Source organism: Burkholderia sp. L27(2015) (genome assembly GCF_009765705.1).
Classification (GTDB): Bacteria; Pseudomonadota; Gammaproteobacteria; order Burkholderiales; family Burkholderiaceae; genus LMUX01.
The window spans coordinates 818558-831813 of record NZ_LMUX01000016.1 but is presented as its reverse complement, the minus strand read 5'-3'; the positions used below and the strand labels follow the sequence as shown (position 1 = coordinate 831813).

Annotated in this window: 10 protein-coding genes; 6 read left to right on the top strand and 4 right to left on the bottom strand. The window is 60.2% G+C overall.

Annotation, left to right across the window (positions count from 1 at the left end; translation table 11 throughout):
- The first annotated feature begins 13 nt into the window (after window positions 1-13).
- Genes oxlT through oxc form a run of 3 tightly spaced genes read left to right on the top strand, consistent with a single transcriptional unit; the run spans window position 14 to window position 4417 of the window.
- Entirely contained in the window at window positions 14-1417 is a 1404-nt protein-coding gene (gene oxlT / locus GSQ77_RS11660) for an oxalate/formate MFS antiporter (protein ID WP_158902127.1), read from the top strand.
- Window positions 1414-2682 (top strand): formyl-CoA transferase, encoded by a 1269-nt coding sequence (gene frc / locus GSQ77_RS11655; protein WP_158902125.1) that lies wholly within the window; start codon window positions 1414-1416, stop codon window positions 2680-2682. The genes oxlT and frc overlap by 4 nt, the downstream gene beginning before the upstream one ends.
- Window positions 2683-2734: 52 nt before the next feature.
- Entirely contained in the window at window positions 2735-4417 is a 1683-nt protein-coding gene (gene oxc / locus GSQ77_RS11650) for an oxalyl-CoA decarboxylase (RefSeq protein ID WP_158902123.1), read from the top strand.
- A gap of 128 nt (window positions 4418-4545) precedes the next feature.
- Here the strand turns inward: oxc and GSQ77_RS11645 are convergent, their stop codons facing one another.
- The 4 genes from GSQ77_RS11645 to GSQ77_RS11630 all read right to left on the bottom strand — a co-directional run bounded on the left by GSQ77_RS11645 (window position 4546) and on the right by GSQ77_RS11630 (window position 8051).
- Complete coding sequence (locus tag GSQ77_RS11645; RefSeq protein ID WP_254067605.1) at window positions 4546-5145, bottom strand: OmpW family protein; 600 nt, start codon at window positions 5143-5145, stop codon at window positions 4546-4548.
- A gap of 267 nt (window positions 5146-5412) precedes the next feature.
- Complete coding sequence (locus GSQ77_RS11640; RefSeq protein ID WP_158902119.1) at window positions 5413-6177, bottom strand: helix-turn-helix domain-containing protein; 765 nt, start codon at window positions 6175-6177, stop codon at window positions 5413-5415.
- Between the two features lie 20 nt (window positions 6178-6197).
- Entirely contained in the window at window positions 6198-6590 is a 393-nt protein-coding gene (locus tag GSQ77_RS11635; protein ID WP_158902117.1) for a response regulator, read from the bottom strand.
- 174 nt (window positions 6591-6764) lie between these two features.
- Complete coding sequence (locus GSQ77_RS11630) at window positions 6765-8051, bottom strand: hypothetical protein (RefSeq protein ID WP_158902115.1); 1287 nt, start codon at window positions 8049-8051, stop codon at window positions 6765-6767.
- Between the two features lie 380 nt (window positions 8052-8431).
- Here GSQ77_RS11630 and GSQ77_RS11625 point away from each other — a divergent pair, with 380 nt between their 5' ends.
- From GSQ77_RS11625 to cydC, 3 genes are all read left to right on the top strand, one after another.
- Entirely contained in the window at window positions 8432-9535 is a 1104-nt protein-coding gene (locus tag GSQ77_RS11625; protein WP_254067558.1) for a PAS domain-containing sensor histidine kinase, read from the top strand.
- A 125-nt stretch (window positions 9536-9660) separates the two neighbouring features.
- Window positions 9661-11517, top strand: a complete 1857-nt coding sequence (gene cydD, locus GSQ77_RS11620) for a thiol reductant ABC exporter subunit CydD (protein WP_158902114.1) — start codon at window positions 9661-9663, stop codon at window positions 11515-11517.
- A complete protein-coding gene (cydC, locus tag GSQ77_RS11615; protein WP_158902113.1) occupies window positions 11495-13240 on the top strand; it encodes a thiol reductant ABC exporter subunit CydC in 1746 nt (581 codons plus the stop codon). The genes cydD and cydC overlap by 23 nt, the downstream gene beginning before the upstream one ends.
- Window positions 13241-13256 lie beyond the last annotated feature (16 nt).

Genomic DNA, 13256 nt, shown 5'->3' with positions numbered 1-13256 from the left:
GGATGGGTCATGCATGGCGCATGAAACCACCTTCAACAATTTTCTAATTTGGAGCGTACTCGTGAGCACAATCGCAATTCCTCCGCGTGCCGGCGTTGCACAGCCCGACAACCAGAGATGGCGGCACCTGATCTTAAGCGTGGTCTGCATGATCATGATCGCGAATCTGCAATATGGATGGTCGGTATTCGTCCTCCCCCTGCAAAAAGCGCGCGGTTGGTCGGTTTCGGATATTCAGATCGCCTTTACGATTTTCGTGGCCTTGGAGACCTGGGCGACTCCGATAAACGGCTGGATCGCCGACAAGCTGGGGCCGGACGTTGGACCTCGAACCGTCATGGGGGTCGGTGGGGTGCTGGTCGGCCTAGGCTGGATCATCAACTCCTACGCGAGCTCTCTGCCGGCGCTCTATATCGGCGGAGCCCTGTCCGGCCTCGGATCGGGCGCGGTCTACTGTACGGCGGTCGGAACTGCCGTCAAATGGTTCAAGGATCATCGCGGTCTGGCAGTCGGACTTGTGGCTGGCGGCTTTGGCGCCGGGGCAGCGCTCACCATTATTCCGATACAAGTGGTGATTGCGAAAAGCGGTTACGCATCCGCGTTCCTATGGTTTGGGTTGATCCAGGGTGGCGTTGTGCTCATCGTCTCCCAATTCATTCGAAATCCGCATCAGGGCGAAGCACCGGAAAGCGCCAGCGTCAAAGTGCAACAGACCAGCCGGAGTTATACAGCCCGTGAAGTACTGGGCAGCCGCGTCTTCTGGGTCCTCTATTTGCTGGACCTCTTGATGTGTGCCGGAGGGCTGGTGGTGACTGCCTATCTGGCGCCCATCGCAACGTCATATCACATCTCCGATATCCAGCTATTTTGGGGCGCCAGTACGCTCTCCATCGCGCTCGTCTTCGCTAACGTGATGAATGGTATTGCGCGGCCATTTTTCGGCTGGGTATCCGATCAGATCGGTCTCTGGCAAACCATGGCGATCGCCTTCGTGCTTGGAGCAGCAAGTTACTTTCTTCTCTTCGTACTCGGAAACCAACCATGGGGCTTCGTATTCTTTACCGGCATGATCTTCTTTTGCTGGGGTGAGATATTCAGTCTATTTCCTGCCATGTGCACGGATTTGTTCGGTTCAAAATTCGCCACCACCAATACATCCATGCTCTATACCGCGAAGGGAGCTGCTGCATTCCTTGTGCCTGTTGGCGGAATGTTCGCCATAGCGACCGGGAACTGGAACGACGTGCTCTTTCTCGCCACGGGGATAAACGTCATCGCGGTCATTCTCGTATGTACGGTACTGCGGCCGGCGGCAAATCGACACCACACAATGGATAAAGTCGCACAGCCGGTGTTGCGATCTACCGTTAATTCCAATGTCATCTCGACAAACGAAACTAAGGAGTCACTATCATGAGCTTACCTCTTGAGGGAATCAAAGTTATCGACTTTACGGGCGTGCAGGCCGGCCCCGCTTGTACACAATTACTCGCCTGGTTTGGCGCTGACGTGCTGAAGGTCGAACGTCCCGGAGTGGGTGACGTCACACGTCGTCAGTTACGCGACATCCCGGACGTCGATGCGTTGTATTTTACGATGCTCAACAGTAACAAGCGGTCTCTGGAACTGGACACGAAGACGCCCGAAGGCAAGGAGATCATGGAAAAGTTGATCCGGGAGGCAGACGTCCTGGTCGAAAATTTTGCCCCGGGCGCGCTGGACCGGATGGGTTTCACCTGGGCCCGCATCCACGAGATCAATCCGAAACTCATCTTTGGATCCGTCAAGGGCTTTAGCGAAGGCCATCCCTATTCAGACATCAAAGTCTACGAGAACGTGGCCCAATGTGCCGGCGGCGCCGCTTCGACAACTGGGTTTTGGGACGGTCCGCCCACCATTAGCGCAGCCGCATTGGGCGATAGCAATACCGGCATGCATCTGGCGATCGGGATTTTGACGGCATTGCTTGGTCGCCAGAAAACAGGCAAAGGCCAGAAGGTGGCGGTTTCGATGCAAGACGCCGTATTAAACCTGTGCCGCGTCAAATTGCGCGATCAGCAGCGCTTGGACCGCCTGGGCTACCTGGAAGAATATCCGCAGTATCCGATTCGTGCCGATGGCCTGTACGGAACATTCAGCGATGTCGTGCCCCGCGGCGGCAATGCGGGCGGCGGCGGACAGCCAGGCTGGGTGCTTAAATGCAAAGGTTGGGAGACGGATCCGAACTCGTACATTTATTTCACCGTCCAGGAACAGAATTGGGGGCCGACATGCGAAGCGATCGGAAAACCCGAGTGGGCCAAAGATCCCGCCTACGCTACCGCAAAGGCACGCCAGCCTCATATCTTCGAGATCTTCGCCGAGATCGAGAAATGGCTTGCCGACAAGACCAAGCTCGAGGCAGTCGACATCCTGCGCAAGTTTGATGTGCCCTGCGCGCCGGTGCTGAGCATGAAGGACATCGAACACGATCCGGCGTTGCGCGCGACCGGCACCATCGTGGAGGTTCAGCAGAAAAAACGCGGCACCTACCTCACGGTCGGAAGCCCGATCAAATTCTCGGACTTTACTCCCGCGATTACGGGTTCGCCCTTGCTCGGCGAGCACACGGACGAGGTGTTGGTCGAACTGGGATACAGCCGGGAACAGATCGCCAAGTTGCACGAGACCAAGGTCGTTTAAACAAAACGAGCTGGACCAAGATATTGATAGAAGTTGAACGAGTGAGGTAGAGATGGACTCGCCTGCTATGACCGATGGATTCCACCTTGTCGTGGACGCCCTGAAACTCAATGGTATCGACACGATCTACGGAGTGGCGGGTATTCCGATCACCGACCTGGCAAGGTTGGTACAGGCGGAAGGCTTGCGATATGTTGGGTTCCGTCACGAACAAAGCGCCGGCAACGCTGCGGCAATCTCCGGGTATTTGACCCAGAAGCCCGGTATCTGCCTCACGGTCTCCGCCCCGGGGTTTCTAAACGGAATGGTGGCGCTCGCCAATGCCACCACCAACTGTTTCCCGATGATTCTGATTAGCGGGTCGAGCGATCGGGCGATCGTCGATCTTGAGCAAGGTGACTACGAGGAGCTCGACCAGATGAATACGGCGAAGCCGTTCGCCAAGGCATCGTTTCGCGTCAATCATCCCCAAGATATCGGCATCGGAATTGCACGCGCAATCCACGCCGCCGTATCTGGGCGTCCCGGCGGCGTCTACCTCGATCTTCCCGCTGCAACACTGAGCGCAGTGCTCGACGCCCAGGCTGGGCAAAAATCGCTGGTGAAGGTGGTCGACCCGGCGCCCAGTCAGATCCCCGCGCCCGACTCCATCACACGCGCGCTCGACTTGCTGGCGGCAGCCAAACGACCGCTCATCATCCTCGGCAAAGGGGCTGCCTATGCGCAGGCGGACGGCGACATCCGGTCTTTCATTGAAACGACCGGCATCCCGTTCCTGCCGATGTCCATGGCAAAAGGGCTACTGCCCGACAATCATGCACAATCGGCCGCAGCCGCTCGCTCCTACGCCATCGGTGAAGCCGATGTCGTCATGCTGATAGGGGCGCGCTTGAACTGGCTGCTCTCGCATGGCAAAGGTTCGCTTTGGTCGGAAACCACGCAGTTCGTGCAGTTGGATATCTCGCCGACCGAAATCGACAGTAACCGTCCCATCGCGGCACCGGTCGTTGGCGACATCAAATCTGCGATTTCTGCCCTGAGTGCAGCACTCAAGCCTGGTCAGATTCAGCCGAGCGCTGCATGGCTCGATGCGATCGGTCAGCGTAAGCAGAAAAATGTCGAGCGCATGGCGGCACGCCTGGATGCCGACCCTAGCCCCATGAACTTTTCCAGCGCACTGCGCGCTGTGCGCGATGCGCTCGCTGACAGGCCCGATGTCTATATTGTCAATGAAGGCGCCAATACGCTCGATTTCGCCCGCAATATCATCGACATGTATGAACCCCGCAAGCGCCTTGATAGCGGAACGTGGGGTGTCATGGGCATAGGCATGGGGTATGCCATTGGCGCGGCCATCGTGAGCGGCAAGCCTGTGGTCGCGATTGAAGGCGACAGCGCGTTCGGTTTCAGTGGAATGGAAATCGAAACGATCTGCCGCTACCAGTTGCCGGTCGTCATCGTGGTCTTCAACAACGGCGGTATCTACCAGGGCGACAAGATCGGCAGTGCGCCCTCACCGACGGGATTTGTCCCGAATGCACGCTACGACAAGCTCATTGAGGCATTTGGCGGCACCGGGTATCACGTGAGCGATACACGCGGCCTCGCGAAGACCCTGACCGACGCCCTCGCGGCCGGACGGCCGGCGCTCATCAACTGCGTCATCGATCCGACGGCAGGCACTGAGAGCGGCCACATTAAAAATCTCAACCCGAAAAGTGCCCTCGCGAAGTGAGAAGGGAAATCCCTCACCCGCAAGATCATCGGAAACGGTAAATGCCAACATCAACACCCGCGCCTGCTGTCCCAGGCGCGAGGTGTTTATGCAGCATTGCGTTCAACGCCAAGGGCATGGTCATCGACTCAGAACTTCATCCCAACCCCCATCCCGATGATCAACGGATTGAGTTTCAAGGTGCCGAGCGATGTGCCTCCCAGCGTGGCTCCCGTCTTGATGTACAACTTCTTGACATCGAAATTGACGAAGAAATTTTTCGCTACCTGCACGTCTATACCGGCTTGCAGCGCAGGTCCAAAGCTGTGGTTACTGATGGCCACTTGCTGACCGCCGGCCTGCAGGCTGCTGTTATAGAACAACGTGTAGTTCACCCCGACGCCAGCATACGGGCGGATCTTTCCTTCGGGATTGAAGTGCCACTGCGCCGTCAAGGTCGGCGGCAAGAGATCGACTCGCCCTAGCGTGCCGATGTTCGACGTAATGGTGTGACGCGTCGTGGCCAGGATCAATTCCAGGCCGATGTGCTTGGTCGCCATGTACGTGAAGTCGGCCTCGGGGGTCAGCGAATTATTGACGCCCACACCAAGGCTCGACAGTGCATCCGACGTCGAACTATCGGGTTGGACGCTGAGCATGCGTACTCGCGCCAGCACGTCGCCTTGATCGGCGCGTACCGGTGAACTGCATGCCAATTCCAGCAAGGCGAGGCCTATCGCGGCCCGCATCACATTCTTTCTCATGACGGAATTTCCTTGTAGGTTGGGATCTTCTGAGTTCGCAATGGCGTGCCGCAAAATCCGCCATCGCGTGTCCATATCGGAATGATCGACCTAGAAGGAATGTGAGGGATTGACTCAAATCAAGCATCGATGATGCATGTCGTCGCTCCTCAACAATAAGCAGTCCATAGTATATATTTCGCACTCGGCATGACCCGTCACATGCCGTCAAATCGACAAAATAAATCGAAGACCTGGGAATGCGTCCCACGCTCAGGGATGGGGAAGTCCGTCGATGTCGAGAATGCGGATCAAGCGGCCCTGCACATCGATCAGGTGTTCTTTTTGGAATCGCGAGAGCATCCGGCTGACCGTTTCCAATTTCAAGCCCAGATAACTGCCGATTTCTTCGCGTGTCATGCGCAGATTGAATTCGGTCGATGAATAACCGCGCGCCTGCAAGCGCTGGGAGACATTGAGCAGAAAGCTCGATACCCGCTGATCGGCGGACATGCTGCCCAGCAGCGTGAGTTGTCCCGACTCGCGAGCAATCTCTGCGCACATCCAACGATGCACATGGCGCTGCATCGGTTTGACTTGGTAACAAAGCGCTTCCAATTGCTGAAAAGGGATGACGCACAGCGTGCTGTCCTCCAGGGCGATGGCGTCGCAAATATGAAAGTCGGAGCCGATGCCATCCATGCCGAGCGGCTCACCCACCAGCTGAAAACCGGTGATTTGTTCCTGGCCGTCGCGCAGTATCGCCACCGTCTTGAATGAACCGCTCTTGATCGTGTAGATGTTTTGGAACGGGTCGGCGGTACGATAAACCGCCTCGCCTCGACGTACCTTGCGCGAGGTGCAAATCAGCGCTTCGATGCGCAGGAAATCGCCCTCGCTCAACCCGGCAGGCATGCAGATATTGCGCGTTGCGCACTTCGAGCAATGCACGGCGCCGGCAAGCGGACGTAGCGGCGGCCGTGCACAGTTGGGAATGCAGCGGGAAGATTGAGCTTCCGGTTCGTCCAGCGGTATCATCGCGTCCTCATAGAGTCTAGTTATTGATCGGTGACCAGTTCGCGGATCGCTTCGCGAACCCGATTGAAGTCCTCGGACTTGTCGAAAAACAGCCGTGCGCCTTCGTTGCGACATGCCAGCCTGACGCCCTGCGTTGCATCGTTGGTCAGCATGATCGGCACCACGAGCGATCCGGTGGACGAAAGCCCCTTCAGTACCGTGAAGCCGTTACCGTCCTTGAGTCGGATGTCGATAATCGCAACCGCCGCCCCGGTGCGCGCAAGGCCCCTGAGCGCGTCTTGCGCCGTGGCCGCGCTACCGACGACTTCGACCCCCGGAATTGCGCCCAGCAGTCGCTCCAGGCGCTCGCAAATCAACGCGGAATCCTCGACCAGGAAGACCTTCAAGGGGGTAATGGATGTTTGTGCTTGCATGTCGTTATTATTGACTGCCCCGCCTTGTTGCCATATCGGATAAGGAGGAACTTCGCGTAAGGTGATGCTTCGTCTTGGTAAGGAAATCCTGACGCGACCACTTCGCGGCTCCCGGATGTGGAAGTCTGCGTAAGAAGGACTCGGCCGGCCCGGTCCCGCATGCAGCTTCGCGGCTCATAGCTGGGTCGTGTAGGGTTTGCTGGAACGATGCCGACGCAAGTACGCATCGAACACCGTGCAGATATTGTCCACTTGCAGCAGACCGTCGCCGACGATCTCGATCGCGTCCGCCGTCCGAGTGATCAACCCGGCATGCTCCAAGGCGTCCAGCATGGGTCTCTCTGCACTGAAATGCCGGTTGAAATCCACGCAATGCGCGAGGCTGAGCGCTTCCACATCGACAAAAAAATTGCTGCTCAGCGAATGAACGACCGCTCGGCGCAGCAGGTCGTCGGCGTCCAGGCAAATGCCACGCATCACCGGGAGCCGTCGCTGTCGCAAGGCTGCGACGTAGTCTTCGCCGGATAAGTGGTTCTGGTAGTACACGGGCCCTACCGCGCCGATGGCGCCTGGCCCCAGCGCAACGGTCGTCAAGCCCGCCGCAGTCGAGGGGCCATAGGGGCGCGTTACGAGTCGTCCATGGCGCTGCGCAGCGCCGAACACGTCGCCGCGCAATGCGTAATAATCCTTGGCGACTCGTGCGTAACCGGCCTGCGCAAGACGCTCAGCGACCAGGTTCAACATGGGCTGCTCGATATCCGCAATGGCGCCTTCGCCGGAGCGGTCAAGCGCGTTGCGTCGCCGGGGCGTCATGTCCTGGACAAGAATACGTTGCGGCCCGCATGCCAAGGTTTGGTCTATCTGGCGAGCAAGATCGTCGATGGTTTGGTCCGGTGCGCCATAGCACAGGCCGAAGCCGACCGATACGCGTGGATCGCCTGAAATAGATCCTGCCCCCTCCAGCATCCACTTATGCCGGTCAGCCGCGGTATAGCTAGCACGCGTGCGAAGCTCGCGCCTGTCATCGGGATCTGCGCGCGCACTACCGATATCGATGTGGGAAAACCCCATTTCCACCAGGAAAGGCAAGATGTCGCACGCCATCGGATCGACGAGCGCCACCAACTTTGAATTGACGCCCAGGTAGAAGCTCGATGCCAGGATATCGAGCAACATCGCGAGCCACTCGTCCGGCATCGGGGCACTGCCCAGTGTCCAGTGGACCTCCGCCACGGCGCGATCGCGGGTAAGTCGCTGTGCGTAGAAACCCGTCTCGTGGCCCAAAGCCTCCAGCCATGTGTGGGGCGCGATGGTTGCGCAAGCGAGCTGCGGAATGCGCACATCCAGCGATGGAGGATGAACCGGATCGAGCGCTTCGGATGCGATAAGCCAATCCGAAACTTCGGTCGACCCGATCGCCTCCACGAACCAGTCACTGGTCGGATAGGTCGCGTAGCGCATCACGTTATGTCCGGCTCAAGCGGTAGCGAGCGCCACGGCAAGCGCGGCTATCGTTGATGGCAACCAGAGTTCTCGAAACATCACGACCTCGATAAAAATGACCTTGTGAGGATTATCGCGAGACACGCACAAGTCGACTTGACTCAGATCAAGAGAGTCATTCAGGCCAGAGAAAAGCGTCGCGACAATTCCGAGAAAAGCGTCGCGACAATTCACTGGAAGAAACGCCGCTGATCGGCGAGAATTGGGTACCGAGCTCAACACAGCGCGCTTTCACGTCCGCCCCACACCATGACGCCCACTCTCAGTTTCGGCCGTCCTTCCCTGAAAATTCCGCGTATCGCGCGCAGGCACGCGTTCGACGGCGCAGGCGCAAACTCGTGACATCGGCTCACGCGCGGCTGAACGAGGCGCGGCTGGAGGCCATTATTCGCGCCGCCATGGAAGCGATCATCGTGGTGGACGAAACGCAGCATGTCGTCATCTTCAATCCGATGGCCGAGCGCGTATTCGGTTATTCGGCTAGCGAGGCCATCGGTGCGCCGCTCGAACGCTTCATGCCCGAGCGCTATCGAGCCGGGCATCGCGGTCATGTCGAGCAATTCGGTACGACCGGCGTGTCAGACCGGCGCATGGGCGGCCAGCGCCGCCTCTTCGGCCTGCGCGCAAACGGTCAGGAGTTTCCGGTCGAAGCGTCGATCTCGCAAATTCCGGACGGTAACGGAAAGCTATACACCGTGATGCTGCGCGATATTTCGGAGCGCGTGCAGGCCGAGCAGGCGCTGTACGCGTCGCGTGAGGAACTGCGGCTTTTGTCGGGCAGCATCCAGGCCGCGCGCGAACAGGAAAAAGCCCGGCTCGCACGGGAGCTGCATGACGATCTCGGGCAGCAACTCACGGCACTGAAGCTGGACATCACCATCCTGGAAGATGAATTGCTCGCTCGGACCGACCATGGGTTGTTGCTCTCGCACGTGCAAGGCATGTTCTCCTTACTCGATACCACCGTGCTGGCGGTGCGCCGCATCGCCGCCGATCTGCGCCCTCCTATCCTGGACGACCTGGGGCTTGAGCCTTCGATCGAATGGCTGGTGGAGGATTTCTCGCAGCGCTACGCAATTCCCGTGATGGCCAGCCTGGAAGCCGGTAGCTTCGATTTCGCACCGGACGCGGCAACGGCGGTGTTCCGGATCGTTCAGGAAGGGCTGACCAACATCGCTCGACATGCCAATGCGACATCGGTCGAATTGAGCTTGCGCCACGATGAGCGCGGTTTTGTCGTACGGCTGGTCGATGACGGCCGCGGCTGTTCGACTCACCAGTCGCCCGCGCGAAACTCCTTTGGTTTGCTGGGCGTCAGGGAGCGCGTGCACTTATTGGGCGGCACGCTGCAAATTGTCAGCGCGCCCGATGCGGGCTTCCAACTCACCGTGGTGTTGCCCATGCTCGCGCTAAAAGCCACAACCCGAGTGGACGTGCAATGATCCGCGTGTTGATTGCCGGCGAATCGGACTGACTTAGCAATATTGCAGGTCTATGCGGCGCGACCCCGCGTGTCTTTGATCCAGATCATCCCGGGCATGCCCCGAAGCCGCCACACTTCCAACACATGAAACCGACCCGCCTCAACGCGGCTCTCGCGCCGCGCACCGCGCACGACTCGCAGGCGCCTCGCGCCGCCACTAAAAAATCGACCGAATCGTGGTTGCAAGGGCTACGAGCGAGTGTGCGACCGACGCTTGCGCTCGCCGTCGGCTACGGGCTCGTGGGCGGCGTATTGGTGATCGTTCAAGCCGCCCTGCTCGCCTGGGTGGTCAACGCGGCGATGCTAAACCATGCCAGGCTGGAGCAAGTATGGCCGGCACTGGCTGTGCTGCTGGCGGTTTTCGCGCTGCGCTTTGGCGCGGTCCGGGCCACCGAGAACGCGGCGTTCGCAGCGGGCGCAAGCGTGCGTACCGAGTTGCACGCGCGCCTGCTGCGGCATATCCACGCGCTGGGGCCCAGCTGGGTGCAGTGGCAACCGCGCGGCGCGCTTGCCAACGACCTGGTGACCGGCATTGACGCACTGGAAGGCTACTACACACGTTGGCTGCCCAACCGTGCGCTCACCACGCTGTTGCCGATCGCGATCCTGGCGGTGGTGCTTCCCAACGACTGGCTTTCAGCGTTGATCCTGCTGGTGACAGCGCCGTTGATTCCCCTGTTCATGATCCTGCTCGGCAAGGGCGCCGAAGACCTGAACCAGCAGCAATGGCGGCAGTTGACGCGCTTGAGCGCACGCTTTCTCGACACGCTGCAAGGGCTTACCACGCTCAAATTGTTCAACGCCAGCCGGCGCGAAGCGCAGGTCGTGGCGAGCATCTCCGAGGCGTACCGCGAAAGCACCATGAAGGTCTTGCGGGTCGCGTTCCTGTCGGCAGTCGTGTTGGAATTTCTCGCCACGGTCAGCATCGCAATGGTTGCGGTGCTGGTGGGCTTCCATTTGCTGTACGGCAAGATCTCGTTCCAGCACGGCTTTTTTGTTCTGCTGATCGTTCCGGAATTTTATCTGCCGCTGCGCACGCTGGGCGCTCATTACCATGCCCGGATGGAGGCGATCGGGGCTGCCGAGCGCATCATGGCGGTGTTAGCAATACCGGTGACGTCTAGCGAAGTCACGGCTACCGTTGCCATGGGGACGTGCGCGCCCCTGACATGCCGCGCGGATGACCCACCAACACTGAGTTTCGGATCGGTCTGCAGCGCCTACACGCCGGGATACCCGATACTGCGCGACGTCTCGTTCACCGCACCGCGCGGCGGCATTACGGCGCTTGTGGGTCCGAGCGGCGCCGGCAAAAGCACAGTGTTGCGCCTGCTGCTGGGTTTTGCCACGCAGGATACGGGCTCGATCCGTGTCGATGGCCGCTTGCTCGCCACCTATTCCTCGCATGACTGGCTTACGCAGGTTGCCTGGGTACCGCAGCGCGGCCACGTGTTCGCCGGCAGCGTACTCGAGAACCTGCGCATGGCGAAACCCGACGCGACCCACGCGGAAATACGCCGCGCCGCGGAACAAGCCGGTGCGCACGAATTCATCTCGGCGCTGCCGCACGGCTATGACACGCCATTAGGTGAGCGAGGCGCGGGCCTGTCGGGCGGCGAAATCCAACGTCTTACCTTGGCGCGCGCACTCCTGAAGAATGCGCGCGTGCTGCTACTGGACGAACCGACCGCCCATCTCGATGCGCATAGCCGGACCATCGTGCATCGCACGCTGCGCCATCTTGCCCAACACCATACCGTGCTGCTAGTCGCGCATCGGCTGGAAACGGCACAACTCGCCCAGCACATCGTCGTTCTCGAAGCGGGACGCGTGGTGCAAAGCGGCACCCACCAACAACTGCTCGCGGCCCCGGGACTGTATGCCCGCATGGCGGCCGGGGCCCACATCGAGCGGACCGATGAAACCGAAGCCATTGTTTGAGTCGAAGGCCGATGGCGGCGATGCGGTCCACGCGCGCCGCGATCTGTTGCGTATGCTCAGGCTGTTCGCCCCTTACTGGCAGTGGATGGCCGCCGGCGTGCTGCTCTCTCTGGTGACTGTGCTCGCCAACGTGGCGCTGATGGCAGTCTCCGGCTGGTTCATCGCTTCGATGGCACTGGCTGGCTTGACCGGCGCCGCGATCAATTATTTCACCCCAGCCGCGCTGATCCGCGGGCTTGCAATCACGCGCACGATCGGCCGCTACCTTGAACGTATCGTCACGCACGATGCCACGCTGCGTCTGCTCGCCCGGTTGCGGGTCTGGTTCTACCTGCGTATCGAACCGCTTGCGCCGGCGTGCCTGCAGGGTTTGCACAGCGCCGACATGTTGAGCCGAATCCAGGCCGACATCGATACGCTCAACCATGTCTACCTGCGGGTGTTCGCGCCGATCGCGGTTGCCGTGCTGGCGTGCGGTTCAATGGTCGCGGTGATGGCCGCGTATAGCACGCAGGTAGCGTTACTCGCGCTGGTCGGTCTGCTGCTGGCCGGGGCGGTATTGCCATGGTGGCTCTATCGACAAGGCCGCGAACCGGGTCGGCAGATCGTATCGCTGCGCGCCGCGCTACGGGAAACGCTGGTTGACGGTATGGAGGGGTTGGGGGAATTACGCGTGTATGGCGCGCTCGAAGCGCATCAAGGCCGCGCCGACGCGCTGCGTAGCCAACTTTGCGCCGCGCAGCGCAGCATGAGCCGCCTGCATGGTGGGTCGCAAGGCGCACTGCTGCTGTGCGCCACGCTCGCTCTCTGGGGGACCTTGTGCATCTCGATTGCGCTGCTGCGGGCCGGTGCATTGGCAACTGCGGATCTGGCCATGCTTGCCCTGTTCGTGCTGGCCAGCTTCGAGGCGGTCTGGCCGCTACCGACGGCGATGCAAATGCTCGGCGAAAGCCTCGCGGCCGCGCGCCGCATTTTTTCCCTGGCCGACGCGAGTCCCGCGGTAAGCGAACCGTCACACGCGGTGCCGCTCCCGGCGCGTGCGAGCCTATCGATGCGCGACGTGACGCTGCGCTACCGCGACGATGGCCCCCCAGCGCTGGACCGCGTTTCGCTGGATCTGCCGGCGGGGCAATGCGTGGCCGTGATAGGCGCAAGCGGTGCAGGCAAAAGCAGCCTCGTGAACGTCTTGCTGCGCTTTTGGGAGTACGAACACGGCCGCATCGAACTCGGCGGCGTCGACTTGCGCGCCTGTGCCGCGGAAGATATCCGGCGGCACATTGCGGTCGTCTCGCAGGATGCTTACTTGTTCAACGCAACGATACGCCAAAACCTGCAAATTGCTCGCCCAGACGCCACCGATGCGCAGATGGAGGCGGCCTGTCGCGAAGCCCAACTGCACGACTTCATTGCCGGATTACCGGCCGGGTACGACACCGAACTCGGAGAAGCCGGTGCCCGCTTGTCCGGCGGCCAGGCACGACGGCTGGCCATCGCACGAGCGCTGCTGCTCGACGCGCCCATCCTGATCCTGGACGAGCCCACCGAAGGTCTCGATACGCTCACCGAGAGCGATCTGCTGCAGGCCATCATCCGCTTGATGCGAGGCCGCAGCGTCCTGCTGATTACCCACCGTCTTGCGGTACTCGGCGATCTGGCCGACCGAATCGTGGTGCTAGAGCACGGCCGCGTCGTGCAGCACGGCGTCGCACATACAACGCTTTGAGAACATTGTTAACAGT

Excerpts from the sequence above, each read along its gene's own strand:
- oxlT (WP_158902127.1), top strand. The coding sequence starts at position 14 with ATGGCGCATGAAACCACCTTCAACAATTTTCTAATTTGGAGCGTACTC.
- frc (WP_158902125.1), top strand. The coding sequence starts at position 1,414 with ATGAGCTTACCTCTTGAGGGAATCAAAGTTATCGACTTTACGGGCGTG.
- oxc (WP_158902123.1), top strand. The coding sequence starts at position 2,735 with ATGGACTCGCCTGCTATGACCGATGGATTCCACCTTGTCGTGGACGCC.
- GSQ77_RS11645 (WP_254067605.1), bottom strand. The coding sequence starts at position 5,145 with ATGCGGGCCGCGATAGGCCTCGCCTTGCTGGAATTGGCATGCAGTTCA.
- GSQ77_RS11640 (WP_158902119.1), bottom strand. The coding sequence starts at position 6,177 with ATGATACCGCTGGACGAACCGGAAGCTCAATCTTCCCGCTGCATTCCC.
- GSQ77_RS11635 (WP_158902117.1), bottom strand. The coding sequence starts at position 6,590 with ATGCAAGCACAAACATCCATTACCCCCTTGAAGGTCTTCCTGGTCGAG.
- GSQ77_RS11630 (WP_158902115.1), bottom strand. The coding sequence starts at position 8,051 with ATGCGCTACGCGACCTATCCGACCAGTGACTGGTTCGTGGAGGCGATC.
- cydD (WP_158902114.1), top strand. The coding sequence starts at position 9,661 with ATGAAACCGACCCGCCTCAACGCGGCTCTCGCGCCGCGCACCGCGCAC.
- cydC (WP_158902113.1), top strand. The coding sequence starts at position 11,495 with ATGAAACCGAAGCCATTGTTTGAGTCGAAGGCCGATGGCGGCGATGCG.